Source organism: Roseibium sp. Sym1, from assembly GCF_027359675.1.
Lineage (GTDB): Bacteria > Pseudomonadota > Alphaproteobacteria > Rhizobiales > Stappiaceae > Roseibium.
In genome coordinates this window covers 5,965,573-5,991,452 of record NZ_CP114786.1, presented here as the reverse complement: position 1 = coordinate 5,991,452, position 25,880 = coordinate 5,965,573, and the positions used below count along the sequence as shown (strand labels likewise).

Here is a 25,880-nt window from a genome sequence, read left to right as displayed (position 1 = left end):
TCATGACCCAGGAACTCGATCTCTGGTTCGATCCCGCCAAATGCCTGATCGCCGGTCAATGGGTGGACCCGGTGGGCGGCGAGGACCTGCCGCTGAACGATCCCTCGACCGGCGCCCGCATCGGCTCCATCGCCCGGGGCGGGGCGGAGGATATCGATGCGGCGGTTGCCGCCGCCGAAGCCGCGATGCAAGGCGAGTGGGGCCGGGCGACGGCCGCCGAACGCGGCCGCTTCCTGTTCCGTCTGCGCGAGCTGGTACTGGAAAAGGTCGAGCATCTCGCCCGGATCGAGGCCATCGATGTCGGCAAGCCGCTGAAACAGGCGCGGGCCGATGCCGTCGCGCTGGCGCGTTACCTGGAATTCTATGGCGGTGCCGCCGACAAGCTGCACGGGCAGACCATTCCCTATCTCGACGGCTACACGGTCTACACCCTGCGCGAGCCGCACGGGGTCACCGGCCACATCGTGCCGTGGAACTATCCGATGCAGATCATCGGCCGTTCGGTCGGGGCGGCGCTGGCAACCGGCAATGCCTGCGTCCTGAAGCCGGCGGAAGACGCCTGCCTGACCGCGCTCGCCTTTGCGGATCTCGCCCGTCAGGCCGGATTGCCGGACGGCGCGCTCAACGTGGTGCCTGGTCTCGGCTCGGAAGCCGGCGCGGCGCTCACCGCCCATCCGCGCGTCCATCACATCAGCTTCACCGGCTCGGTCGCGACCGGCGTGCATGTCCAGACCGCGGCGGCGAAGAACGTCGTGCCGGTGACGCTGGAACTCGGCGGAAAGTCGCCCCAGCTTGTCTTTGACGACGCCGATCTCGACGCCGCCCTGCCGTTTCTCGTCAATGCCGGTATTCAGAACGCCGGCCAGACCTGCTCGGCCTCCTCGCGCATCCTGGTGCAGCGCTCGAGGCTCGACGAGGTCACGGCACGGATGGCCGAGCGCTACGGCGCCTTGAAGGTCGGGCCGGCACTGGCCGATCTCGATGTCGGACCGCTGATCTCGGCGAAACAGCAGGGCATCGTCTCCAGTTTCCTGGATCGCGGCGCGGACCTGGAAAAGGCCGCCGAAGGCGTGCTTCACGAGGCGCCTGAGGGCGGCAATTATGTCCGCCCGACGCTGTTTGCCGGTGTCGCGCCCAACCACACGCTTGCCCGCGACGAGATCTTCGGGCCGGTCCAGGTGATCATTCCCTTCGACGACGAGGACGAGGCAATCGCCATTGCCAACGGCACCGATTATGGCCTGGTGGCCAGCCTGTGGACCCGCGACGGCGCGCGCCAGATGCGCCTTGCGAAGAAGATCCGCACCGGCCAGGTCTTCATCAACAATTACGGCGCCGGCGGCGGTGTCGAACTGCCCTTCGGCGGCATGGGCAAGTCCGGCCACGGAAGGGAAAAAGGCTTCGAGGCGCTCTATGGCTTTACCACGCTGAAGACCGTGGCGGCGTTCCACGGGTGAGGAGAAGGGCAAACCGACTTGAACCAAACGTGACAATTGAGGGCGGCCATCCTCTCCTCCGTCATGCCATGGCTTGGCCATGGCATCCATCCCGTTTCGTTTCCGCAAGCACGGCCTGGGCGTGATGCGCGGTCACGGCATGGATTGCCGGGTCGCGCCCGGCAATGACGAATGGTGAGGGTGGGCGTTAAAGAAACGAACAGATGAACGTGGCTCTTCGGTCCCGGTGTTTGCTGCGCTTGGCCGGGATGACGACGGAGAGCAGGGATACAGGAACGGGAGACAGACATGAGACTGGACGGAAAAAAAGCGATCGTCACCGGCGGTGCCTCCGGCTTCGGCGCCGGGATCGTGCGCAAATTCGCCGCTGAAGGCGCGAAGGTGATGGTTGCCGACCTGAACCTTGACCTGGCGGAGGAAATCGCGGCGGAGGTGAAGGGTCTCGCCATCAGGGCCGATGTCTCCAGCAATGACAGCGTCAGCCACCTGGCCGACGTTGCCTCCTCGTTGCTCGGACCCGTCGATATCCTCGTCAACAATGCCGGCATCACACATCTGCCCAAGCCGATGCAGGACGTCACCGAGGAGGAGTTCGACCGGGTCATGGCGGTCAACTGCAAGTCGGTCTACCTGACGGCGAAACATTTCGTGCCCGCTATGACGGAGGCTGGCAGGGGCGCGATCCTGAACGTTGCCTCGACCGCCGGTCTCAGCCCGCGCCCGAAACTCAACTGGTACAATGCCTCCAAGGGCTGGATGATCACCGCGACCAAGACCATGGCGGTCGAGCTGGCGCCGTCGGGCGTGCGCGTCAACGCCATCTGCCCGGTTGCCGGCGAAACCCCGCTCCTGAAGAGCTTCATGGGCGAAGACACGCCGGAAATGCGCGCCAAGTTCCTGTCGACCATCCCGATCGGCCGCTTCTCGACGCCGGAAGACATGGGCAACGCCGCGTGTTTCCTGTGTTCGGATGAAGCCGGCATGATCACCGGCGTGGCGATGGAGGTTGATGGCGGCCGCTGTATCTGAGGAGAAGGCCATGGAAACCCATACCGGCGGCTGCCTATGCGGTGCGGTTCGTTTCACCGCCACGGGCCAGCCGCTGCGCGTCGGCCTCTGCCATTGCATGGACTGCCGCAAGCACCATGGTGCGCTGTTTCATGCTTCGGCGATCTATCCCGAGGACGCCGTCACGGTCGAAGGCGAAACGGGGTCTTATCAGCGCCGGTCCTTCTGCCCCCGCTGCGGATCCTCGGTGTTTTCACAGACCGGCGATGAGATGGAGCTGCATCTGGGCGCATTTGATGCGCCGGATCAGTTCCGGCCGAGTTATGAACTCTGGACCATAAGGCGCGAGGCCTGGCTGCCGGACATTTCCGAGATGACGCTTTACGAGCGGGACCGGGAGGACGGAGAGGACGAGTAGGGTGCTGCCTGCTTTCAAGGACCTTGGCCACCCTAAGCGCTGTCACCCCGGGCGAGCAGCGCGAGACCCGGGGTCCACTCGGTTCCAGTGCGTTTGGTTTTCCAGAAGCGCTGGTGCGACCTGGCCAGGGTTTGATGCAAGTTGAAAGGCGAGTAGGCCCGGGATCTGCGCCTCACTTGTCCGGAATGACGATGGCGAGAGAGATTCGATCTCTTTTCGGAAAGTTCTTAGCAACGAACTGAGCTCGTTGGTTGAAATTGCTACGAAAGGATAAACAGTTGTTTGAATAACATGAACGTCAAGCAACGGCATGAAGAATAGTCAGAATTCGTTTTTTGAAACTGAGATCTTTGGATGGGGTGTCGTATTTGACTAACAACAAAAAAAATCCAGACAAATACATCTGGCTTGTTCGTGGCCACAAAGATCCTCGGAATGTTAGGGGGTGGTGTTCTTTTGAGACGCCGGAAGACACGGAAAGAACTCCCAAAGCGGAGTTGTCTGCGATCAGGAAAACAAAGGCGGGTTTGTATTTGCCGGCATCTCAGTTTCCCAAAGACAATTATCCTCTCCCTAGCGATTCAGTTGGTGCTCATCTTGAGAGGGTTCCGCAAATTTTTTCTTCCGGATTCTTTTTCTTGTCAGGAGAAAGCGCTGAAGTACTTCAGAAATTCGATATGGGAGATGGAGCGCTTCATTCGACGCGGCTATGGTGCCCGGACAGAAAAAGTCGTGTTCCAGGTGAATTCTTCTACCTCAGTCAAGGTAACAGAAAAGACGGATTTTTGGTTGAATTGTCACCTGATGCAAAACCTTTTGGAAAAAACCGCTGGACTTTGCCTCCTATCCCATCTGATGACCAGCTTTTCTTCTCCGAGAGAGTGCTGAATGGGCCAGATATCTGGTGGGACAAAAGCATTGCCTCCTACTTTTTTGTCAGTGACCGGTTGGCAATCGCACTCCGTGAAGTCGGACATGCCGAGGATTGGCATTTGCTGCGGTGTCTGGTGGTTGAGTAAGGGTGACTTCTCCTGAAACTCATTTCGAGTAATTAATGAAGCAAAACAAAGACATTTGGGCCAGCAGTGCTCTCAACAGTGGCGAGTTCAGCAACAAGCTGGGAATCCGCGCCAAATACTTTGGTCATGACTGGGAAGCGCCGACGCATATTGTTCCTCCAGAGCCGGATGAAGTTTTCAAAAACGTGCAGCGGCATGCACGCGGTGAAACGCTGAAACGCGAAGATTTTCCGGAGGCTTGTTATGTCTTTGATCCAAAAAGATTTCGTCAGGCAAAAGACTTCTTCTTTCTTGGTAGCTTTGCAGCTGTGAAAGGGCGTTTGGCAAAGGTGCTCGAAGGTGCTGACCTGGGTTCTGGTGGGTTGGTTCAGGTGCCAGTCTTCGATGCGGACAAAAAACCGAGATAAAAGGTCCGTTCTATGCCCTCAACTTTGGAACCCGTGAGGGGATGTTTGTGGCTGAGAAAAGCGAAAACGTCCGCCCAATTTTGACACAAGCTCTTGATGGGAAAGACCTTTGGCGTTCCTACGCCGAAGCAGATGGAGAAATCGCCGTGTCATCGAAGGCGTTGGAAGAGGGGCCAGACTTGTGGGTTGATCCGAGGCTTAAGTCCAAAATTTTCCTGAGCGGTTCACTCGTCAAAGCCATTCGACAGGCGAAAATCAAGGAAGGCTACTTGCGCCTGCTGCGCTGCCGAACCGTCGGCCAACCTCCTGACTAGGTCAGCCCCCCTGTCTATTTATTTCAAACTTAAAACTTTAGGCTTGAAATAATTTACCGCCTGTGGTTCGCTGAGATCCTCGCAGCAATGGAGGATCACATGCGGATTGCCTGTCTGGGTGGAGGACCTGCCGGTCTTTACTTTGCCATCTCGATGAAGCTGCGTGATCCCGGACACGAGATCGACGTGATCGAGCGCAACCGGGCCGATGACACGTTCGGCTGGGGTGTGGTGCTCTCCGACGAAACCCTGCAGAACCTTGCCGAAAACGACGCGGTCAGCGCCAAGGCCATCGGCGAGAACTTCGCCTATTGGGACGACATTGCCCTGCATCTGCGCGGCGAGCGGCTTGTATCCACCGGCCATGGCTTCTGCGGCATCGGCCGCATGAAGCTGCTGCTGCTGCTGCAGGACCGCGCCCGCGAACTCGGCATCAACCTGAAATTCGAGACCGAGGTCGACAGCGCCGAGGACTATCGCAAGGACTACGACCTTGTTGTTGCCAGCGATGGACTGAATTCGAAGACCCGCACGCTTTACCAGGACACGTTCAAGCCGGACATCGACAAGCGCCTGTGCCAATTCGTCTGGCTCGGCACCCACCAGAAATTCGCCGACGCCTTCACCTTCATCTTCGAGGAAACCGAGCATGGCTGGGTCTGGGCGCATGCCTACCAGTTCGATGACGAGACGGCGACCTTCATCGTCGAATGCGACCAGAAGACCTTCGACGCCTTCGGCTTCGGCGAGATGAGCCAGGAAGACAGCGTCCGGACCTGCGAGGAGATCTTCAAGGACCACCTTGGCGGACATCCCCTGATGACCAATGCCAAGCACATCCGCGGCTCGGCCTGGATCCGCTTCCCGCGCGTCCTGTGCGAGAAGTGGAGCCACGAGAACGTGGTGTTGCTCGGCGACGCCGCTGCGACAGCGCATTTTTCCATCGGTTCGGGCACCAAGCTGGCCTTCGAATCCGCCATCGCGCTGGCCGAATACCTCCACACCGAGCCGGACATGGCAGCCGCCTTCAAGCGCTACGAGGAAGACCGTCGTCTGGAAGTGCTGCGCCTGCAGTCGGCGGCGCGCAACTCGCTGGAATGGTTCGAGCACGTCAAGCGCTACCTCCATCTCGACCCGGTCCAGTTCAACTATTCCATGCTGACGCGCTCGCAGCGGATCAGCCACGAGAACCTGCGCCTGCGCGATCCGAAATGGCTGGAATCGGCCGAACGCTGGTTCATGGACCAGGCGGGCGTCTCGCCGAACGCGCCGGTGCGCGCGCCGATGTTCACGCCTTTCAAGCTTCGAGGCATGGTGCTGAAGAACCGCATCGTCGTCTCGCCGATGGCCCAGTACAAGGCCGTCGACGGCGCACCGACCGACTGGCACCTGATCCATTACGGCGAACGCGCCAAGGGCGGGGCGGGGCTCGTCTACGTGGAAATGACCTGTGTCAGCGCCGAGGGCCGGATCACCCCGGGCTGCCCGGGCCTTTATGCGCCGGAGCACGAGGCCGCCTGGAAGCGCCTGACTGATTTTGTCCATGCCGAGACGGACGCCAGGATCTGCTGCCAGATCGGCCATTCCGGCCGCAAGGGCTCCACGCGCATTGGCTGGGAAGGCATGGACCAGCCGCTCGAAAGCGGTAACTGGGAACTGGTCTCCGCCTCGGCCATCCCCTGGTCCGACGGCAATGCCATGCCGCGCGAGATCACCCGCGCCGAAATGGACGAGATCAGGGACCAGTTCGTCGCCGCCGCCGAAATGGCCGGCCGCGCCGGTTTCGACATGATCGAGCTGCATGCCGCCCACGGCTATCTGTTGTCCTCCTTCATCTCGCCGGTCTCCAATATTCGAGACGATGAGTACGGCGGCTCCCTGGAAAACCGTCTGCGCTGGCCGCTGGAGGTCTTCCGGGCCATGCGCGCCGTCTGGCCGGACGACAAGCCGATGTCCGTGCGCATTTCCGCAAATGACTGGGTCGGCGAGGAAGGCATCACGCCGGATGACGCGGTCGAGATCGCCAAGCGGTTCCGCGAAGCAGGCGTCGATCTTGTCGACGTCTCTGCCGGCCAGACCACACCCAAGGCCAAACCCGTTTATGGCCGCATGTTCCAGACGCCGTTCTCCGACCGGATCCGCAACGAAGGCGGCCTGCCGACCATGGCGGTCGGCAACATCTACGAGGCCGACCACGCCAACTCCATCCTGATGGCGGGCCGTGCCGATCTGGTCGCCGTCGGCCGGCCGCATCTCGCCGATCCCTACTGGACCTTCCACGAGGGCGCCAGGATCGGCGACCGAAACGCCGGCGACTGGCCGAAGCCCTATCTGGCGGGCCGGGACCAGCTCTGGCGCCTCGCCGACCGTGAAGCGGAGATGCTGAAAGTATGAGTGTCGCCGGCCGCCATATCATCGTTACCGGGGGAGGCAGCGGCGTCGGCGCCGCCTGCGCGCGCATTTTGGCGGACAACGGCGCCAAGGTCACGATCTTCGGCCGCACCGAAGCCAGGCTGGCGGAACGGGAACTGGCCTACCAGGTCTGCGACGTCACCGATGCAGAGGCGGTGAATGCGGCTTTCGAGGCAGCCCGCCAGGACAACGGACCGGTCGACGGCGTGATCGCCAATGCGGGCGGAGCGCTGAGCAAACCCTTCGCGCGGACGACGCCTGAAGATCTGCAGGCGATGATCGCGGTCAATCTCCACGGGACCTCGAATGTCTGGCAGGCGGCCCTTCCCGACATGAAGGAGCGCGGCTGGGGCCGGATGATCGCGATCGCCTCGACGGCGGGTCTGCGCGGCTATCCCTATGTCAGCGGTTATTGCGCCGCCAAACATGCCGTAGTCGGCCTGACCAGGTCGCTCGCCAGGGAACTCGCCAAGACCGGCATCACGGTCAACGCGATCTGCCCGGGCTTTGTCGAGACGCCGATGCTTGAGCGGTCCATTCAAAACATCGTCGAAAAGACCGGAATGAGCGCGGAAGCTGCTGCCGACAGTCTCAAGGCGGACAATCCGCAAGGCCGCTTCATCCAGGTCGACGAAGTCGCCGAGGCGGCACTCTACCTGTTTTCGGAAGGGGCCCGGTCGGTCAACGGCCACACCCTCACGCTGGCGGGAGGCGAACTCTGATGCCGGATCAACTTTCCAAGGCACGTCTGCGCCTGTGGTTGAAGCTTCTGAAATCCGTCAACGGCATCGAGGCCGAGATTCGGCGCAATCTCAGGGACGGCCACAACACCACGCTGCCGCGCTTCGATGTCATGTCGGCGCTGGCACGGTTTCCGGAAGGTCTGAAGATGTCGGACCTTTCCACCTACCTGAAAGTCTCCAACGGCAATGTCACCGGCATTGTCGACAAGCTGACCGAGGAAGGCCTTGCGGAACGTGTTGCCGTTCCGGGCGACCGCCGCGCCCAGCAGGCCCGGCTGACGGACAAGGGCAGGGCGGCCTTCGAGGATCTTGCCCAGCATCATGAAAACTGGATCAACGACCTGCTGGACGGCTGGTCGCCCGACGATATCGACGCGCTGTCGGCCCGCCTCGAGGTGGTTTTGAACCGGCAGAACGAAGAGGACAGCAGCCATGCGCAGTGACGTCACTCACTTCAATTGCGAGATTTCGGGCGGCGTCGCGCGCATTTCGCTCGACCGGCCGGAGCGCAAGAACCCGCTGACCTTCGAAAGCTACGCCGAGCTGCGCGACTGGTTCCGCGACCTGCATTATTCCGACGATGTCCATGCGGTGGTGATCCTGCCCAATGGCGGCAATTTCTCCTCCGGTGGCGACGTGCACGACATCATCGGTCCGCTGACGAAAATGACCATGAAGGAGCTGCTCGCCTTCACCCGCATGACCGGCGATCTGGTCAAGGCCATGCTCAATTGCGGCAAGCCGATCATTTCCGCCGTCGACGGCATCTGCGCCGGGGCCGGTGCGATCATGGCGATGGCCTCGGACCTGCGTGTCGCGACACCGGAGGCCAGGGTGGCGTTCCTGTTCAACCGGGTCGGCTTGGCTGGCTGCGACATGGGCGCCTGCGCGATCCTGCCGCGCATCATCGGTCAGGGCAGGGCGGCGGAACTGCTTTATCTCGGCCGATCCATGAAGGCCGAGGAAGGTCATGCCTGGGGCTTCTTCAATGCCGTTGTCGGCGCAGACGAGCTGGAAGGGACGGCCGTGCAGATGGCCGAGCGCATCGTTGCGGGTCCGACCTTCGCCAATTCCATGACCAAGACCATGCTGGCCCAGGAATGGTCGATGAGCCTGGAACAGGCCATCGAGGCCGAGGCCCAGGCCCAGGCGATCTGCATGCAGGGCAATGATTTCCGCCGGGCCTACGAGGCCTTCGTCAAGAAAGAAAAACCGGTCTTCGAGGGCGACTGATGGCCGACAAGACGTTTCTCAACTGGCCGTTTTTTGAAGGAAAGCACCGGGTTCTCTCCGAGGAACTGGAGAACTGGGCCGACGCTCACCTGGCGGATGTCGACCATGCCTATACGGATGCCGCCTGCAGGCATCTGGTCACGGCACTGGGTGAGGCGGGTTTCCTGCAGCATTCCGGCGCATCGGACGGAAAGCTGGATGTGCGCAGTCTCTGCCTGATCCGCGAGACGCTGGCGCGCCACGACGGGTTGGCCGATTTTGCCTTTGCCATGCAGGGGCTTGGCACCGGTGCGATTTCGCTGTTCGGCACCGACGCCCAGAAGGCCGAGTGGCTGCCGCAGACACGCTCCGGCAAGGCGATCTCCGCCTTCGCGCTGACCGAACCGCAGTCCGGATCGGATGTCGCCAATTCGACCATGACCGCCACGGATGATGGCGATGCCTACGTGCTCGACGGCGAAAAGACCTGGATTTCCAACGGTGGCATTGCCGATGTCTATACGCTCTTTGCCCGCACCGGCGAGGCACCCGGCGCCAAGGGTCTCAGCGCCTTCATCGTGACGCCGGACCTGCCAGGCTTCGAGATCGTCGAACGACTGGAAACCATCGCGCCCCATCCGCTCGCAACCCTGCGATTCACCGGCTGCCGGGTGTCGAAGGAAAACCTGGTCGGCACGCCGGGTTCAGGTTTCCGGATCGCCATGTCCGTCCTCGATATCTTCCGGTCCACCGTCGCCGCGGCCGCCCTCGGCTTTGCCCGGCGCGCGCTCGACGAGGCGCTCTCCCGGGTGATCTCAAGGGAAATCCAGGGGGCGCCGCTCTTCGACCTGCAGCTTGTGCAAGGCCATATCGCGGACATGGCGCTCGATGTCGATGCCGCCGCCCTGCTGGTCTATCGGGCCGCCTGGACCAAGGATTCAGGCGCACCGCGTGTCACCCGTGAAGCGGCGATGGCCAAGCTCTTTGCCACCGACCAGGCGCAGCAGATCATCGACAAGGCGGTGCAGCTGCACGGCGGCGATGGCGTCCGTTCCGGCACCACCGTCGAGAAGCTTTATCGCGAGATCCGGGCGCTGCGCATCTATGAAGGCGCGTCCGACGTCCAGAAAATCATCATCGCGCGCCAGGCCCTTGGCGCCTTTCAGGGAGACTGATCCATGCTTGGTCCCTCCGCACATGTCGACACCTTCACCCGGGACAATCTTCCGCCGGAAGACCAGTGGCCCGATTTCCTGCTTGAGAATTTCCAGTACCCGGAGCGCCTCAACGCGGGCGTCGAGCTGACCGACCGCATGGTCGAGCAGGGCTTCGGCGATCACACCGCCCTGATCGGCAACGGCCGCAGGCGCACCTACAAGGAACTCGCCGACTGGACCAACCGGCTGGCCCATGCGCTCACCGAGGATCTCGGCGTCAAGCCCGGCAACCGGGTGCTGATCCGCTCGGCCAACAACCCCGCCATGGTCGCCTGCTGGCTGGCCGCCACCAAGGCCGGCGCGGTGGTCGTCAACACCATGCCGATGCTGAGGGCCGGGGAGCTTGCCAAGATCGTCGACAAGGCCGAGATCGAGTTCGCCCTGTGCGACACGCGTCTGATGGACGAGATGGTCGCCTGCGCCAAGACATCGTCGTTTCTGAAGAAGGTCGTCGGCTTCGACGGCACCTCGAACCACGACGCGGAACTGGATCGGCTGGCGCTGGAAAAATCGGTGCTTTACGACGCCGTGCCGACTGGCCGGGACGATGTTGCCCTGCTGGGCTTCACCTCAGGCTCCACCGGCACGCCCAAGGCGACCATGCATTTCCACCGGGATCTCCTGATTATCGCCGACGGCTACGCGAAGGAAGTGCTCGGCGTGACCCCGGACGATGTCTTTGTCGGCTCGCCGCCGCTCGCCTTCACCTTCGGTCTCGGCGGCCTCGCGATCTTCCCGCTCCGTTTCGGCGCGGCGGCCACACTTCTGGAAGCCGCGACGCCGCCGAACATGATCGAGATCATCGAGAAATACAAAGCCACCGTCTGTTTCACGGCGCCGACCGCCTATCGCGTCATGCTGCAGGCGATGGACGAGGGCGCGGACCTGTCGTCACTGCGGGCCGCCGTCTCTGCCGGTGAAACCCTGCCGGCCCCGGTCTATGACGCCTGGATGGCAAAGACGGGCAAGCCGATGCTCGACGGCATCGGCGCCACCGAGATGCTGCACATCTTCATCTCCAACCGCTTCGAGGACCACAAGCCCGCCTGCACCGGCAAGCCGGTGAGCGGCTACGAGGTCAAGATCGTGGGCCTGGACGGCAAGCCGGTGGCACCGGGCGAGGTCGGCCGGCTGGCGGTGCGCGGCCCGACCGGCTGCCGCTATCTCGCGGACGAGCGCCAGAAGGACTACGTGGTCGACGGCTGGAACATCACCGGTGACAGCTTCTCCATGAGCGAGGACGGCCATCTGCATTTCGCCGCCCGAAATGACGACATGATCATTTCCGCCGGCTATAACATCGCCGGACCGGAAGTGGAGGCAGCCCTGCTTGCCCATCCGGCCGTCCAGGAATGCGCGGTTATCGGCGTACCGGACGAGGAACGCGGCTCGATCGTGCAGGCCCATGTCGTTGTCGCCGGCGGAATCGAAATCTCTGAAGAACTCGCCAAGGCACTGAAAGATCACGTCAAAGCGACGATTGCGCCCTACAAGTATCCGCGCTCCGTCATTTTCGCGGACACGCTGCCGAAAACCGAGACCGGCAAGATCCAGCGCTTCCGGCTGCGGCCGGACGCCTGATCACAAGGTCCCCCGCAGGGGCGCGGGAAATCAAATGAAAACAAGCCCTTGGCCGATTGCGCTCAACAAAGAAGGCGTGGCGGCAACCTAATAAAGTCAACGGGAACAGCAGTCTCAAAGACCAAGAGGAACAACAGATGAAATTCACGACAATGGCAGCCGCCGCGGCTCTCGCGATCGGTCTTACCAGTGCCCAGGCCGAACCGGTCAAGGTCGGCATGATCACCACGCTTTCCGGCGGTGGTGCCGGTCTCGGTATCGATGTCCGCGACGGTTTCATGCTGGCGGTCAAGCAGGCCGGCAACGAAGACCTTGAAGTTGTCATCGAGGACGATCAGCGCAAGCCCGACATCGCCGTTCAGCTCGCCGACAAGATGGTGCAGTCGGAGAAGGTCGATGTCCTGACCGGCATCATCTGGTCGAACCTTGCCATGGCCGTGATCCCGTCCGTGACCGCCCAGGGCAAGTTCTACCTGTCGCCGAACGCCGGACCGTCCATGCTCGCCGGCAAGGGCTGCCATCCGAATTACTTCAATGTCGCCTGGCAGAACGACAACCTGCATGAAGCCGCCGGCGCCTATGCCAATTTCGAAGGCTTCAAGAACAGCTTCATCCTGGCGCCGAACTATCCGGCCGGCAAGGATGCGCTCACCGGCTACAAGCGCTTCTACAAGGGCGACCTGGCGGGTGAGGTCTACACCAAGCTCGGCCAGACCGACTACGCCGCCGAGATCGCCCAGATCAGGGCGTCGGGTGCCGACAGCGTGTTCTTCTTCCTGCCGGGCGGCATGGGCATCTCCTTCCTGAAACAGTACAAGGATTCTGGTGTCGACCTTCCGGTCGTCGGTCCGGCCTTCTCCTTCGACCAGGGCATCCTTCAGGCCGTCGGTGACGCCGCGCTCGGTGTGAAGAACACCAGCCAGTGGAACAAGGACATCGAGGCGCCGGCCAACAAGGCCTTCGTCGAGGCCTTCCAGGCCGAATATGGCCGCCTGCCGTCGCTCTATGCGTCCCAGGGCTTCGACACCGCCAACCTGTTGCTCTCCGCGATGGCAAAGGCCGACGTCAAGGACGCCGACGCCTTCCGCGCGGCGCTGGAAGAAGCCGATTTTGCCTCGACCCGCGGTAACTTCAAGTTCGGCCCGAACCACCATCCGATCCAGGACATCTTTGTCCGTGAAGTGGTCAAGGAAGGCGATGTCTACACCAACAAGATCATCGGCAAGGCGCTGACCAGTCACGCCGATGCCTACTGGTCCGAGTGCAGCATGTAAGGTAAGCACCTGAGTCTTGTGCGGCGGCACTGCCGCGCAAGACAACGGGGCGGGGATCTCATGTCACTTATTTTGCTCATAGAGCAGGTTCTGAACGGCCTGCAATTCGGCATCATGCTGTTCCTGATGGCTGCCGGGCTGACGCTCATCTTCGGCGTGATGGGGCTGATCAATCTGGCCCACGGCTCGCTCTACATGATCGGTGCCTTCTGCGCGGCAGCCGTCGCCGCAGCGACCGGTTCCTTCCTGCTCGGCCTCGTGGCCGCGCTGGCCGGCGCCGCGATAGCCGGTGCGCTGGTGGAGCTGGTGGTGATCCGGCGTCTTTACGACAAGGACCATCTCGACCAGGTGCTGGCAACCTTCGCCCTGATCCTGATCTTTTCCGAAGGCACGCGCTGGATCTTCGGCTCCTTCCCGCTGTTCCTGAATGTGCCCGACTTCCTGTCCGGTCCGGTGACCCTGCCGGGCGGGATCGAATATCCTCTCTACCGGCTGACCCTGATCGTCGTCGGGCTGCTGGTGGCGCTCGGCCTGTGGCTGCTGATTTCCCGGACGCGTCTCGGCGTTCAGATCCGGGCAGGGGAGAACGACCGCGAGATGATCGCCGCCCTCGGCATCGACATCGCCAGGCTCTACACCATTGTTTTCGCGCTCGGCGCCGCACTGGCCGGGCTGGCCGGAGCGCTGGTCGGCGCGATCCAGTCGGTCCAGGTCGGCATGGGCGAACCGGTGCTGATCCTGGCCTTCGTCGTCATCGTCATCGGAGGCATCGGCTCGATCAAGGGCGCGCTGATCGGCGCGATCCTCGTCGGCCTCACCGATACGCTCGGCGGCATTTTCCTGCCGGAGCTGCTCAAGCTGGTGCTTGATCCCTCAACGGCCACCTCGGTCGGCTCCTCGCTCGCCTCCATGGCGATCTATATTCTCATGGCCGCGGTGCTGATCCTGCGTCCCGCCGGACTGTTCGGAGCGCGCGCATGATCCGGGAACGCACTCTCAACGCCGTCACACTGGCGCTCCTCGTTGCCATCCCGTTCTGGGCGGTGACGGCGGACGAACCCTTCACCATCACGCTGATGACCCGCGCCGTGGTCTTCGCCATCGCCGCGGTCGGCCTCAACATCGCGCTCGGGCTCGGCGGGCTGGTCAGCCTCGGCCATGCCGTCTTCTTCGGTCTCGGCGGCTATGCCATGGGCATTCTCGCCCATCACGCCCAGACCTATACGGCGGTCACCGAGTGGCCGGTCCTGATCGAGGGCACCAAGTCGATGCCGGTGATCTGGCTGGTCGCCGTGGTGTTCTCCGCTCTGGCCGCGCTGGTGATCGGCATCCTGTCGCTCAGGACGGCGGGCGTCTATTTCATCATGATCACGCTGGCCTTTGGCCAGATGTTCTTCTTCTTCGCCATTTCCTGGGCGGAATATGGCGGCGAGGACGGCCTGTCCATCTATGTCCGCAATGGCTTTCCCGGGCTGAACACGCTGGACCCGATCCAGTTCTACGGGCTTTGCCTGGCGCTGCTCTGCGGGGTGCTGGCCTTTGCCTGGCGCCTTGGCGGATCGCCGTTCGGCCTCGCTTTGAACGCCGCCCGGCAGGTGCCGGTGCGGGTGGAGACGGTCGGGCTCGATCCTGTTCGCCTGAAACTGGTGGCCTTCGTGGTCTCCGGCGCCATCACCGGCCTGGCCGGGGCGCTTTTTGCCGACCTCAACCGCTTTGTCAGCCCGACCATGTTCTCCTGGCAGACCAGCGGCGAGATCATGATCTTCATCATCATCGGCGGTGTCGGCCGCCTGTTCGGACCGGTTGTCGGGGCGCTGGTCTTCGTGGCGCTGGAGCACTGGCTCGGCGGCTTGAGCGACTTCTGGCACATCTATCTGGGGCTGCTCCTGCTCGTCATCGTCCTGTTCGGGCGCGGCGGACTGATCGGCATGATCTGCGGACGGGAGACGGTTCATGACTGAGGCTGTTCTTCAAACGCCCGTCCTCGAAACGCATGGCATCTCCAAGAATTTCGGTGCGCTGCGCGCCAGCCGGGACATCTCCATCGACCTGAAACCCGGTGAGATCCACGCCATCATCGGCCCCAACGGGGCTGGAAAATCCACCCTGATCGGCCAGATCTGCGGCACGCTGAAGCCGGACGCCGGCTCGGTGCGCCTGCTCGGCAGGGATGTGACACACGAGCCGACCAGGGTGCGTGCGCATGCCGGACTGGGGCGTACTTTCCAGATCTCCGCGCTCGCCATGGAGGACACGGTCCTTCAGAACGCGGTGCTCGGTGCGCTTGGTGCGGCCGGCAAGCCCTGGCGGTTCTTCGGCAATGCGCTGAAGGACAAGGACCTGCGGGCGACCGCCGAAGAAGCGCTTGAAAGGGTCGGCCTGCAGGACCAGGCACGCATGCGCACGGCGGAACTCAGCCACGGGCAGCGCCGTCAGCTCGAGGTTGCCGTCGCGCTGACGCTGAAGCCGAAGGCCCTGGTGATGGACGAACCGATGGCCGGCATGGGCTCCGAAGGATCCAAGGTCCTGACAGGGTTCCTGGACATGCTGCGCCAGGAGGCACCGATCCTGCTGGTGGAACACGACATGGACGCGGTCTTCTCGCTCGCCGACCGGATCAGCGTGCTGGTCTATGGCGAAGTGATTGCCACCGGCACGGTCGACGAGATCCGCGCCAACACCGCCGTGAAGGAAGCCTATCTGGGAGACGAGGCATGAGCGCGCTTCTGACGCTATCGAATGTCACCGCCTCCTATGGCGCCAGCCAGGCGCTGTTCGGGGTCGATCTGGAAATCCGCGAAGGCGAGGTGCTGGCGCTGCTCGGCCGCAACGGCATGGGCAAGTCGACCACGGTCAAATGCATTTGCCGGATGTTGGCGGCGGGGGGAACGCTGACCTTTGACGGCAACGATCTCTCCCGCCTGCCGAGCCACAAGGCCGCGCGCCTGGGGCTGGGCCTGGTGCCGGAGGGCCGCCGCTGCTTCGCCGATCTCAGCGTCCAGGAAAACCTGATCGCGGCCGCACGGCACGGCGACTGGACCTTCGAACGGGTGATCGGGCTGTTTCCGCGCCTCGGCGAGAGGCGCAACCAGCGGGCCGGCTCGCTGTCGGGCGGCGAGCAGCAGATGCTCGCCATCGGCCGGGCGCTCATGACCAATCCGAAGCTCCTGATCCTGGACGAGGCCACCGAGGGTCTCGCACCGGTCATCCGGCAGGAGATCTGGGCGGTGATCCGCCAGCTCAAGGCCGAGACAGGCCTCGCCATTCTTGTCATCGACAAGTCGATCCGGGAACTCAGGCAGGTCTGTGACCGGGCAACGATCCTGGAAAGGGGCGCATCTGTGTGGGAGGGCGCGATCGACGCGCTCACGGAAGACGTCACCTCCAGGTATATCGGGGTCTGACGCCATGTTCCGGTACCATCAGCCAGTCAGTTTCAAGCACTGCGACCCGGCGGGGATCGTCTTCTATCCGCGCTATTTCGAAATGATCAACGACTGTATCGAGACGTTCTTCTCGGCGATCGCCGAGTGGCCTTTCCTCGAGATCCATCAGAACGGGGCGGTGCCGACGGCGGAAATCCGCACGCGTTTTATCCGGCCGAGCCGGCTGGGCGATCATCTGATCCTGTCTCTTGCTGCCACCCGCGTCGGCCGCACAAGTTTCGGCCTGACGATCAGCTGCGCCTGCGGGGAGGAGACACGCTTCGAAACGGAACAGACCCTCGTCAATGTCGACAGCGCCGGCAAGCCGGCGGCCTGGCCGGACGAGGTCAGGGAACGATTGCTGCAATTCAAGGAAAGACTGGACCAATGACGCTCAAAACCATTCAACCGGACGGCTGGGCGCCGGCAAAGGGCTATGCCAACGGCATGCTGACCGAGGGCCAGACACTCCATATCGGTGGCCAGATCGGCTGGAACGGCGATCAGGTCTTCGAGGTGCATGATTTTGTCGGCCAGATGGAGCAGACGCTGCAGAACATTGTCGACATCGTCGAGGCAGCCGGAGGAGCCGTCACGGACATCGCCCGCCTGACCTGGTTCATCAAGGACAAGCGCGAATATCTCGCCCGGCAGAAGGACGTCGGCGCCGCCTACCGCCGCGTCATGGGCCGCCATTTCCCGGCCATGTCGGTCGTGGTCGTCGCCGACCTGATCGAGGACGAGGCCCTGATCGAGATCGAGGCGACAGCCCAGATCGGCTGAACCTGCCCGAAACGTGAAGCTGACAATTTACAGCCCGGCACCGCGTGCCGGGTTTTTTGTGGCCGCCTGTTCTTGCATCGCATCACCACTGGCTCCGTCATTGCAGGGCCTGATCCACTGGTGTCCGATTTAACACGGCTCAGTTTCAACAGGTCATTGATTCCTTGTCGATATTTCCGCTTTTTCCGATCCGGGACACGCAGCGCCTTACCACTTGCGCCCCTCTCCCCCTGGAGGGGGAGATGTCCGGGAACCGGACAGAGGGGGGGCAGCGGTTCCTCGAATTCGGAAAAGGTCTTGTCTGCCGAGAGGTTGAGCCCCCCTCTGTCTCCTGTCGGAGACATCTCCCCCTCCAGGGGGAGAGGGGAACAAGCGGTGAAGCCTGTTTGCGCGCAGAGGCTCCTGCTTAACCGGACACCAGTGGGCCTGACCCTGCAATCCATGCCGTGAGGTTTGCCTCAAGTGAGGCGTGACCGTTCGAGACCGGATCGACATGGATGCCATGGTCGAGCCCACTACTGTCCGGTTTAACTCGGTCCATGTTCAGCAGGTCATTGATTCCTTGTCGATATTTCCGCTTTTTCCGATCCGGGACACGTAGCGCCTTACCGCTTGCGCCCCTCTCCCCCCTGGAGGGGGAGATGTCCGGGAACCGGACAGAGGGGGGCGCAGCGGTTCCTCGTATTCGGAAAAGGCCTTGTTTGCCGAGAGGTTGAGCCCCCCCCTCTGTCTCCTCCCGGAGACATCTCCCCCTCCGGGGGAGACTGGTACAAGCGGCGAAACCTGTTTGCATACAGAGGCTCCTGCTTAACCGGACAGCAGTGGGTCGAGCCATGGCATGACGAAGAAAGAAGCGAGCAACCGGAAAATTGGTTGCGCCATCACGTCTAGTTTCAAATTCCTTCAGCAAATCCAGCTATTTATCACCTCGAAAATTTGCCTGAGAATTATGTCAGACAATGTCTTTACAATGTCAGACAAAGTGGTAACGTGAAATGCACAGCAACAAAGGTCGACGTCGGTCCATGCCGGAAAACGCAAATCAGACACCTTCAGAAATCGATACGGAACGGCCGGATGGCCCGCGCGATGTGCCGCGGGCGCTGATCGCCCTGATCGAGGAGGAGGGGCTCAAGGTCGGCGATCGCCTGCCGCCCGAGCTGGATCTGGTGCGCCGCCTCGGTTTCGGCCGGTCGACCATCCGCGAAACCCTGAAAACCTGGGAAAGCATGGGCGTGGTAAGCCGGAACAAGGGCGCCGGCACCCGCCTGATCGCGGAAATTTCAAGAAACACTCTGCGCGTGGCCCTGACCATCAAGCACGAGGCCGACAGCCTGTTGCGCATGCAGCAGGTGCGCGGTCCTCTGGAAATCGAGGCTGTCCGGATCGCCACACGTCAGGCGACCCCGGAACAACGCAAGGTCATCAATGCCCGCGCGGCGGAGCTGATGGCGGTGTTCGAGGCCGGTGAGGACTGGCGGCCGGCGGACCACCGCTTTCACAACGCCATCCACGAGGCCACCGGCAATCCCTTGTTTCAGCAGTTCATCGAACAGATCCAGAAAGCCTTTCACGACATTTACGAAACCCCGTTCGGCAAGGCCCATCTCGGCCAGGAGACGATCCCGCTGCACCGGCCGCTCGCCGACGCCATCATCGCGGGCGACGAGGACAAGGCGGCCGAGCTGACCGCGCAGATCATCGACATGGTCTGTGTCGAGACCCAGAAAATCAAAGAGGAACATGATGGCTGACGCTGTGCCGGGCGGTTATTCGATCGAGACCCTGCTGGCCGCGGCCGCCACCGATTTCGGCGGTGCGGTCGCCCCACCGATCGTGCAGACCTCGCTGTTCACCTTCGACAGTTACCAGGCGTTCGAGGACCGTATGGCCGGGCGCGCAAACGATCCGCTCTACACGCGTGTCCAGAACCCGACGGTCGCGGCCTTCGAAAAACTGATGGCCGAGGCTGAGGACGGCGAGGCCGCCGTCGGCTTTGCTTCCGGCATGGCGACGATCTCTTCAGCCGTGTTGGCTTTCGTGCGTCCCGGCGACCGGATTGCCTGTGTCGAGCATGTCTATCCGGACGCCTACCGGCTGTTCGAGCGGTTGCTGAGACCCTTCGGCGTCGACATTGCCTATCATCCGGTCGAGGCCTTCCAGAACGATCCGGACCTGCTCAAGGGCGTGAAGCTCGCCTACCTGGAAAGTCCCAATTCCGTGGTGTTCGAAACCATGGACCTTGCAGCGGTTGCCGCCCATGCCAGGCAGCATGGTGCGCTGACAATAGTCGACAATTCCTGGGCAACGCCGCTGTTCCAGCGCCCGCTGACCCTTGGGATCGATATCACTCTGCATTCGGCGTCCAAGTACCTGTCGGGCCATTCGGATACGGTTGCCGGCGTGGTTGTCGCGCGCCGGGAGCTGATCGACCGCATCCGCGACCTCACGCTGCCCTTGCTCGGTGGCAAGCTGGCGCCCTTCGAGGCGTTTCTGCTGACGAGAGGCTTGCGGACACTCGGCGCGCGCATGCGCCAGCATCAGGAAACGGCAAATCTCTTCGTCGACCGGCTGTCGGCCCATCCGAAGGTGACCGCCGTCCTGTCGCCAGGACCGAATAATGTCCCGGGCCTCACCGGACGCTCCGGGCTGCTGTCCGTCGAAGTGGACGAGACCGTCGACATTCCCCGGCTTGCCGACGCTCTCAACCTGTTCCGGCTGGGCGTGAGCTGGGGCGGCTTCGAAAGCCTGATCCTGCCGACGCGGATCGGCCTCGCCCAGGCGGGTGAACAGAATTCAATGCAACGCTTTGGCGTCTCCGACCGGATCCTGCGCCTGAGCCTGGGTCTGGAAGACCCCAACGACCTTTGGGCCGACTTCGAGGCGGCCCTGAGCACAAGCGCCCGGACATAAGCGGCGCATTCACGGCGAAACCTTTCAACAAGTGGAGTTGATCATGAGGGGACTGATAGGAGCAATAAGCGCATTGGCGATCATGGCGGGGTCGACCGCCAGCGCCGAGACGCTGAAACTGGTGGAAGTCATCACCAGCCCGGAACGCACAAAGGTGCTGCAGGCCCAGGTCGATGCCTTCGAGGCAGCCAATCCGGGCACCGAGGTCGAGATCGTCTCGCTGCCCTGGGGGCAGGCTTTCGAGAAATTCGCCACCATGGTGGCCGGCGGTGACATTCCCGATGTCGTCGAGATGCCCGACCGGTGGGCAGGTATCTACAAGGACAAGCTGGTCGACCTGAACGACCGCATCGCCGAATGGGAACACGGAGCCACGCTCACCCAGAAGACGCTCGACATGGGGCGCCAGACGGATGGCAAGTCCGCTCGCATGATCCCTTACGGCTTTTATTTGCGGGCTCTGTTCTACAACAAGAAGCTGCTTGAAGAGGCCGGCGTCAGCGCACCTCCGCGCACCATGGAAGACTTCATGGCGGCCTCCAAGGCGGTGTCCGAGCTGGACGGCAAATACGGCTACTGCCTGCGCGGCGGGCCGGGTGGTCTCAACGGCTGGATCATGATGGCCGCCACAATGAACGGCAACAACACCTTCTTCGACGAGGACGGCAAGAGCACGCTCAACCAGCCGGGCTCCGTGGAAGGTATCCAGTTCCTGATCGACATGTACCAGAACGGCTACGCGCCGAAGGACTCCGTCAGCTGGGGCTTCAACGAGATCGTGGCCGGCTTCTATTCCGGCACCTGCGCCTTCCTCGACCAGGATCCGGACGCGCTGATCGCCGTGTCCGAGCGCATGGATGCGGAAGACTTCGCCGTCATTCCGATGCCCGTCGGCCCGGCCGGCAAGGCCTTCCCGACCATCGGTTTCGCCGGCTGGTCCATGTTCGACACCTCCGCCGACAAGGACCTGTCCTGGAAACTGATCGCGCATCTCTCCAGCCCTGAAGCCAACAAGGAATGGGCCAAGCGCGTCGGTGTCATTCCGATCCATGAGGGCGCCGAGCAGGATCCGCATTTCAGGACCGAGCAGTTTGCCGGCTGGTTCGAGACCCTGAACGGCGAGGAATACGTCCCGACGGTCATGCCGACCTACCTGGAGCAGTTCGGCTACTTTGCCGACAGCATCGCGCTGGAAACCAGCCAGGAAGCCCTGCTGGGCCAGATCAGCGCGCAGGAAGTGGCCGATCAGTGGGCCGCGTTCCTGACGGATGAATATGCTCGCTGGAAAGCCGCACAATGACCGCGATTGACTCCGTCGCGCCCGGGAAATCCCGGGCGCGACCCTCCTTCTATTTCCGCTACATGGTGGAACCGTATCTCTACATAGCCCCCGCGCTGATCCTGATCGCGCTGGTGATGCTGGTTCCCCTGGTGATCGGGATCTCCTACGCCTTTCAGGCCGTCAACCTGCTCAGGCCTTTTCAGACCGGCTGGGTCGGTTTCGAGAATTTTCAGGCGCTGTGGAGCGACAGGAAGTTCTGGCTGGCGCTGAGCAACACCTTCTGGTGGACCATCGGGTCCATCTTCTTCCAGTTCTTCCTCGGCCTCGGCCTGGCCTTGCTGCTCAACACGCAGTTTTACGGCAAGCGCCTGGTGCAGGCGCTGGTGTTCCTGCCCTGGGCCGTGCCGACCTTCCTGTCCGCGCTGACCTGGGCGTGGCTGTTCAACCCGACCATCGGTCCGCTGCCGCACTGGCTGGCCGCGCTCGGCATCCTGTCCGAACCGTTCAACATCCTCGGTGACCCGAACCTGGCCATGTGGGGCCCGGTCACCGCCAACGTCTGGTTCGGCATTCCGTTCTTCGCCATCACGCTGCTGGCGGCCCTGCAGTCGATCCCGGGAGAGCTCTATGAAGCCGCGGAGATCGATGGCGCCACCGCCTGGCAGACCTTCACCAAGATCACGCTGCCGTTCCTGGCACCGATGATCGCCATCACCGTCATGCTGAGGACGATCTGGATCGCGAACTTCGCCGATCTCATCTTCGTCATGACCGGCGGCGGACCTGCCAATTCCACGCAGATCCTGTCGACCTACATTTTCACCACCGCCTTCCGCAAACTGGATTTCGGCTACGCCTCGGCCATCGCCGTCGCGCTGCTGGGCCTGCTGCTGCTCTATGCCGTGATCCTGCTGGTTCTGCGCAGGAAGCTGGTCAAGATCTGAGGACATCCATGAGCGCTCTCCGCAGAAGCACGCCCCTGGCGGTCACGGGAAAATACCTCGCGCTGGCCTTTTATGTCGGCTTCGCCCTGTTCCCGCTCTACTGGCTGGCCAAGATCGCGATCACGCCGGACAAGCTGATCTACACCGAGGGCACGGCGCTGTTCCCGAGCAGGGTCACCTTCGAGAATTTCAGCACGGTCCTGGTGGCAACGGATTTCCTGGCCTATTTCCGGAACAGCCTGATCGTGTCGCTGGGCACGGCAGCGATCACCACCTGCGTCGCGGCGGCCGCCGGCTATGCGTTCTCGCGTTTCGATTTCCGCGGCAAGCGGCTGGTCATTGCGCTGATGCTGATCACCCAGATGTTCCCGCTCCTGATGATCATCGCGCCGATCTACAAGATCGTCGCCGCCATCGGGCTCCTGAATTCGCTCACCAGCCTGATCATCGTCTACACGGCCTTCAACGTACCCTTCGCCACCTTCCTGATGCAGTCCTTCTTCGACGGCATTCCGAAGGACCTGGAGGAAGCCGGCATGATCGACGGCTGCACCCGCTTCGAGGCGCTCAGGAAAATCATCATGCCGCTGACTCTGCCGGGGCTGGGAGCGACGCTCGGCTTCGTGTTCACGGCGGCCTGGAGCGAGCTCCTGTTCGCGCTCATGCTGATCAATTCCAACGACACCATGACCTTCCCGGTCGGGCTGCTGACCTTCGTCTCGAAGTTCTCGGTCGACTGGGGACAGATGATGGCCGCCGGGGTGCTCGCACTGGTGCCGTCCTGTCTCTTCTTCATCTTCATCCAGCGCTATCTGGTCCAGGGGCTGACCTCTGGCGCGGTCAAAGGATAGGGACTTCATTGATGGCACGTATCCAGCTCAACAACATCGCCAAGTCCTACGGATCGGTCGAGGTCATGCGTGACATCAACCTGTCCATCGATGACGGCGAATTCATCGTCCTCGTCGGACCGTCCGGTTGCGGCAAGTCGACCCTGTTGCGCATGATCGCCGGCCTGGAGCCGATTTCCGGCGGCGACTTCACGGTCGACGGAAAGCGCATGAACGAAGTGCCGCCGCGCGACCGCGACATGGCCATGGTGTTCCAGTCCTACGCGCTCTACCCGCATATGGACGTGGCCCGGAACATGGGGTTCTCACTGGAAATCCGGAAGGCTCCGAACGAGGAACGTGCCGGCAAGGTTCAACAGGCCGCGCAGACGCTTGGCCTGACCAGGCTGACGGAGCGGCTGCCCAAACAGCTTTCCGGCGGCCAGCGCCAGCGCGTCGCCATGGGCCGGGCCATCGTGCGCGACCCGAGTGCCTTCCTGTTCGACGAACCGCTGTCCAACCTCGACGCGGCCCTGCGCGTGGAAATGCGCCTGGAAATCGCGCGCCTGCACCAGCGCCTCAAGTCCACCATGATCTATGTCACCCATGATCAGGTCGAGGCTTTGACCCTGGCCGACAGGATCGTGGTGCTGAACGCGGGCGACATCCAGCAGGTCGGCACGCCCCTGGACCTTTATGAGCGGCCGGCCAACAAGTTCGTCGCCCAGTTCATCGGCTCGCCGACCATGAACATCCTGGAAATCGAACCGGGAAGTGACGGCATCCGCCTCAAGGACGGCACCGTGTTGTCGCTCGGCCTGACGAACGGACAGACCAACGCCAACGAGCTCGGCGTGCGCCCCGAGCACCTCAACATTGTCGCTCCGGACGCCGCGCACATGTCCGGCACGGCGGAACTGGTCGAGCACCTGGGATCGGATACCAATATCCACGCGCATGTGCCCGGGTTCGGCCAGGTGCTCGTGCGCGAACATGGCCATTTTCCGCTGAAGTCGGGTGAACCTGTGGGCATCGCGCTCGATCTCGCCAAGGCGCATCTGTTCGACCCGGACGGGCGCCGTCTGGCGGCCTGAGGGCAGGTGCCGGCGGACGCCCTTTCGGGGACACTCAATTGCTGTCGCAGTAGCAGGCCTGGTAGGTATCCCGGTTGGCGGCGTCGAGAGCGCAGCCAAAGGCCTGCCAGCTCGCGCCATTTATCTGCTTTTTGGCCGCCGACACGGCGTAGAGGTCGATGAAACGCTGCTGCAGCGACGTGTTTCCTTCGAGCGTTTCCGCCACCGATGCAAAGCTTTCAGCCGACAGGTCGGGGACGGAGTAGGTGCCGCGGTAGTCGTATTCCAGCTGCCAGTCCGGCTCAGCGCCCGTTGTCGCGGTCTCGAGGTTCGACAGATAGAACGTCACGGAGTCCTTCAGCGCCCCGCTTGTGCGGTCATAGAGAAAAACCGAGAATGCCGGATTGTTGCCGAACTTGGGGCTCACGGACGGGCTGATCTTGTTGACCATCAGCGGATGGCCGCTCTCATCCCTGAGGACGGTAAAGCCGTCCATATGGGTGTGGCCCGAGAACGTGTAATCGATGGTCCCCGCGTATTTGTGCATGAGGGCGAGATAGTCCCTGTGATAGTGATCGTGCCAGAAGAGCCGGATGGTTGCGTCGCAGGTGCCCGAGCCGGCATCCCGCGCGGTGTCGTGGGCGTCGATCCCCGGGGGAACATGCATCAGGATCTGCGCTTTCCGGCCGGCGTCCCGCGTCTGGGAAAGCTGTTCGTCGAGCCAGGACATGACATCAGCGCCCGGGTCGCCGCCATCCGGATTGCAGGTGTCTGCGTATTTCGTCGACCAGAAGACACTGTTGAGGGCAATGATGTCCTGATCCGGTATGGTCGGATGCGCAACCTTGTAATAGCCACCCGAGCGAAACGCGCCAAAACGGGCCGGCTGCCCGCTCAGATTGGCCCATTGCTCCGCAAGGCCGTCCAGATAGCCGCCGTCCGGACCGATATTGTAGTCGCCACAGGCGGAGTCCTCGTTGCCGAGGACGCCGTAGACCGGAATGCCGCCGAATTTCTCGCCAAGGAGCCTGGAGACAAATTGCGTGGTCTTGATGGCGAAGGCGGAAATGCCTTCCGGTGACGGGCCGGCGTTGTTCCAGTAGTTGGCATTGAAGTCGTGGCTCAGGTAGTCACCGGTATACAGCAGATAGTCATAGGTCATGTTCTGCGCGGCCGCCGTTTCGAGGGCGGAAAGCATCAGGGTGTACCCGGCATCCTTTCCGTATCCCGCGATGTCCGGGGGCGACGATCCCAGGATTGCCGACCAGCCGGCGACCGGGCTCTTGTCAAGTTTCGGCACAAGGGCCGGATTGGCGAAGGGATCGAAATGGATGTCGGTGACGATAAGAAAAAGTCCCTCGTCCGGACCGGGTTGAAGCGGCGGGGCAGGCTCCTGGGCAAGCGGCGCCTGCGGCAACGCAAGTGCCGTGAAAATTGTCAGGGCAAAGGCCCGTGTCCTGAACATGTCGAACATCCCTGAATTGAGGAGCGTCTCAAAAGCCACCCAAGATAAGCATGGTTTCCCGGGCAATGACAGCGTTTCAGGGGAAGAGGCAGCAATCTCGTCT

The 25,880-nt window shown here is 62.4% G+C and carries 26 protein-coding genes; 25 read left to right on the top strand and 1 reads right to left on the bottom strand.

The annotated features are described in order from the left end of the window. Positions 1 to 2: 2 nt before the first annotated feature. From O6760_RS27745 to O6760_RS27625, 25 genes are all read left to right on the top strand, one after another. On the top strand, positions 3 to 1,457 hold the full coding sequence (locus tag O6760_RS27745) for an aldehyde dehydrogenase family protein (RefSeq protein ID WP_269582890.1): 1,455 nt from the start codon (positions 3 to 5) through the stop codon (positions 1,455 to 1,457). Between the two features lie 288 nt (positions 1,458 to 1,745). Next, positions 1,746 to 2,486, top strand: a complete 741-nt coding sequence (locus O6760_RS27740; protein ID WP_269582889.1) for an SDR family oxidoreductase — start codon at positions 1,746 to 1,748, stop codon at positions 2,484 to 2,486. Between the two features lie 10 nt (positions 2,487 to 2,496). Next, positions 2,497 to 2,883 carry a GFA family protein gene (locus O6760_RS27735; RefSeq protein WP_269582888.1) on the top strand — a complete coding sequence of 129 codons (387 nt, stop codon included), beginning with the start codon at positions 2,497 to 2,499 and terminating at the stop codon, positions 2,881 to 2,883. A 368-nt stretch (positions 2,884 to 3,251) separates the two neighbouring features. Then, positions 3,252 to 3,902 carry a hypothetical protein gene (locus tag O6760_RS27730; protein WP_269582887.1) on the top strand — a complete coding sequence of 217 codons (651 nt, stop codon included), beginning with the start codon at positions 3,252 to 3,254 and terminating at the stop codon, positions 3,900 to 3,902. A gap of 35 nt (positions 3,903 to 3,937) precedes the next feature. Beyond that, entirely contained in the window at positions 3,938 to 4,309 is a 372-nt protein-coding gene (locus O6760_RS27725) for a hypothetical protein (RefSeq protein ID WP_269582886.1), read from the top strand. Between the two features lie 47 nt (positions 4,310 to 4,356). Then, positions 4,357 to 4,623, top strand: coding sequence for a hypothetical protein (locus tag O6760_RS27720; RefSeq protein ID WP_269582885.1), 267 nt, complete (start codon positions 4,357 to 4,359; stop codon positions 4,621 to 4,623). 99 nt (positions 4,624 to 4,722) lie between these two features. Then, positions 4,723 to 7,017 carry a bifunctional salicylyl-CoA 5-hydroxylase/oxidoreductase gene (locus tag O6760_RS27715; protein ID WP_269582884.1) on the top strand — a complete coding sequence of 765 codons (2,295 nt, stop codon included), beginning with the start codon at positions 4,723 to 4,725 and terminating at the stop codon, positions 7,015 to 7,017. Then, positions 7,014 to 7,757, top strand: a complete 744-nt coding sequence (locus O6760_RS27710; RefSeq protein WP_269582883.1) for an SDR family NAD(P)-dependent oxidoreductase — start codon at positions 7,014 to 7,016, stop codon at positions 7,755 to 7,757. The genes O6760_RS27715 and O6760_RS27710 overlap by 4 nt, the downstream gene beginning before the upstream one ends. Then, positions 7,757 to 8,221 carry a MarR family winged helix-turn-helix transcriptional regulator gene (locus O6760_RS27705; RefSeq protein WP_269582882.1) on the top strand — a complete coding sequence of 155 codons (465 nt, stop codon included), beginning with the start codon at positions 7,757 to 7,759 and terminating at the stop codon, positions 8,219 to 8,221. The genes O6760_RS27710 and O6760_RS27705 overlap by 1 nt, the downstream gene beginning before the upstream one ends. Then, the gene (locus O6760_RS27700) at positions 8,211 to 9,011 is read left to right on the top strand and encodes an enoyl-CoA hydratase family protein (protein ID WP_269582881.1); all 801 of its coding nucleotides are present in this window, start codon (positions 8,211 to 8,213) and stop codon (positions 9,009 to 9,011) included. The genes O6760_RS27705 and O6760_RS27700 overlap by 11 nt, the downstream gene beginning before the upstream one ends. Then, positions 9,011 to 10,165 carry an acyl-CoA dehydrogenase family protein gene (locus O6760_RS27695; RefSeq protein WP_269582880.1) on the top strand — a complete coding sequence of 385 codons (1,155 nt, stop codon included), beginning with the start codon at positions 9,011 to 9,013 and terminating at the stop codon, positions 10,163 to 10,165. The genes O6760_RS27700 and O6760_RS27695 overlap by 1 nt, the downstream gene beginning before the upstream one ends. 3 nt (positions 10,166 to 10,168) lie before the next feature. Beyond that, complete coding sequence (locus tag O6760_RS27690) at positions 10,169 to 11,788, top strand: AMP-binding protein (RefSeq protein ID WP_269582879.1); 1,620 nt, start codon at positions 10,169 to 10,171, stop codon at positions 11,786 to 11,788. A 137-nt stretch (positions 11,789 to 11,925) separates the two neighbouring features. Next, positions 11,926 to 13,062 carry an ABC transporter substrate-binding protein gene (locus O6760_RS27685; RefSeq protein ID WP_269582878.1) on the top strand — a complete coding sequence of 379 codons (1,137 nt, stop codon included), beginning with the start codon at positions 11,926 to 11,928 and terminating at the stop codon, positions 13,060 to 13,062. Between the two features lie 60 nt (positions 13,063 to 13,122). Continuing rightward, positions 13,123 to 14,043 carry a branched-chain amino acid ABC transporter permease gene (locus tag O6760_RS27680; RefSeq protein ID WP_269582877.1) on the top strand — a complete coding sequence of 307 codons (921 nt, stop codon included), beginning with the start codon at positions 13,123 to 13,125 and terminating at the stop codon, positions 14,041 to 14,043. Next, the gene (locus O6760_RS27675) at positions 14,040 to 15,023 is read left to right on the top strand and encodes a branched-chain amino acid ABC transporter permease (protein ID WP_269582876.1); all 984 of its coding nucleotides are present in this window, start codon (positions 14,040 to 14,042) and stop codon (positions 15,021 to 15,023) included. The genes O6760_RS27680 and O6760_RS27675 overlap by 4 nt, the downstream gene beginning before the upstream one ends. After that, positions 15,016 to 15,780 (top strand): ABC transporter ATP-binding protein, encoded by a 765-nt coding sequence (locus tag O6760_RS27670; RefSeq protein ID WP_269582875.1) that lies wholly within the window; start codon positions 15,016 to 15,018, stop codon positions 15,778 to 15,780. The genes O6760_RS27675 and O6760_RS27670 overlap by 8 nt, the downstream gene beginning before the upstream one ends. Then, a complete protein-coding gene (locus O6760_RS27665) occupies positions 15,777 to 16,466 on the top strand; it encodes an ABC transporter ATP-binding protein (protein WP_269582874.1) in 690 nt (229 codons plus the stop codon). The genes O6760_RS27670 and O6760_RS27665 overlap by 4 nt, the downstream gene beginning before the upstream one ends. 4 nt (positions 16,467 to 16,470) lie before the next feature. Then, the gene (locus O6760_RS27660; protein ID WP_269582873.1) at positions 16,471 to 16,878 is read left to right on the top strand and encodes an acyl-CoA thioesterase; all 408 of its coding nucleotides are present in this window, start codon (positions 16,471 to 16,473) and stop codon (positions 16,876 to 16,878) included. Then, positions 16,875 to 17,270 carry a RidA family protein gene (locus O6760_RS27655; RefSeq protein ID WP_269582872.1) on the top strand — a complete coding sequence of 132 codons (396 nt, stop codon included), beginning with the start codon at positions 16,875 to 16,877 and terminating at the stop codon, positions 17,268 to 17,270. Before O6760_RS27660 ends, O6760_RS27655 begins: the two co-directional genes overlap by 4 nt. A gap of 1,025 nt (positions 17,271 to 18,295) precedes the next feature. Continuing rightward, positions 18,296 to 19,024 carry a FadR/GntR family transcriptional regulator gene (locus O6760_RS27650; RefSeq protein ID WP_269582871.1) on the top strand — a complete coding sequence of 243 codons (729 nt, stop codon included), beginning with the start codon at positions 18,296 to 18,298 and terminating at the stop codon, positions 19,022 to 19,024. Beyond that, a complete protein-coding gene (locus O6760_RS27645) occupies positions 19,014 to 20,183 on the top strand; it encodes an aminotransferase class I/II-fold pyridoxal phosphate-dependent enzyme (protein WP_269582870.1) in 1,170 nt (389 codons plus the stop codon). The genes O6760_RS27650 and O6760_RS27645 overlap by 11 nt, the downstream gene beginning before the upstream one ends. 43 nt (positions 20,184 to 20,226) lie before the next feature. After that, positions 20,227 to 21,483 (top strand): ABC transporter substrate-binding protein, encoded by a 1,257-nt coding sequence (locus O6760_RS27640; RefSeq protein ID WP_269582869.1) that lies wholly within the window; start codon positions 20,227 to 20,229, stop codon positions 21,481 to 21,483. Next, positions 21,480 to 22,409 (top strand): carbohydrate ABC transporter permease, encoded by a 930-nt coding sequence (locus O6760_RS27635; protein ID WP_442969836.1) that lies wholly within the window; start codon positions 21,480 to 21,482, stop codon positions 22,407 to 22,409. Before O6760_RS27640 ends, O6760_RS27635 begins: the two co-directional genes overlap by 4 nt. A gap of 8 nt (positions 22,410 to 22,417) precedes the next feature. Then, entirely contained in the window at positions 22,418 to 23,260 is an 843-nt protein-coding gene (locus tag O6760_RS27630) for a carbohydrate ABC transporter permease (protein ID WP_269582868.1), read from the top strand. An 11-nt stretch (positions 23,261 to 23,271) separates the two neighbouring features. Continuing rightward, positions 23,272 to 24,333 (top strand): ABC transporter ATP-binding protein, encoded by a 1,062-nt coding sequence (locus O6760_RS27625; RefSeq protein WP_269582867.1) that lies wholly within the window; start codon positions 23,272 to 23,274, stop codon positions 24,331 to 24,333. Positions 24,334 to 24,367: 34 nt separating this feature from the next. On the opposite strand, the gene O6760_RS27620 is transcribed toward O6760_RS27625, so the two are convergent. After that, positions 24,368 to 25,777, bottom strand: coding sequence for a metallophosphoesterase (locus O6760_RS27620; protein ID WP_269582866.1), 1,410 nt, complete (start codon positions 25,775 to 25,777; stop codon positions 24,368 to 24,370). Between the last annotated feature and the right edge of the window lie 103 nt (positions 25,778 to 25,880).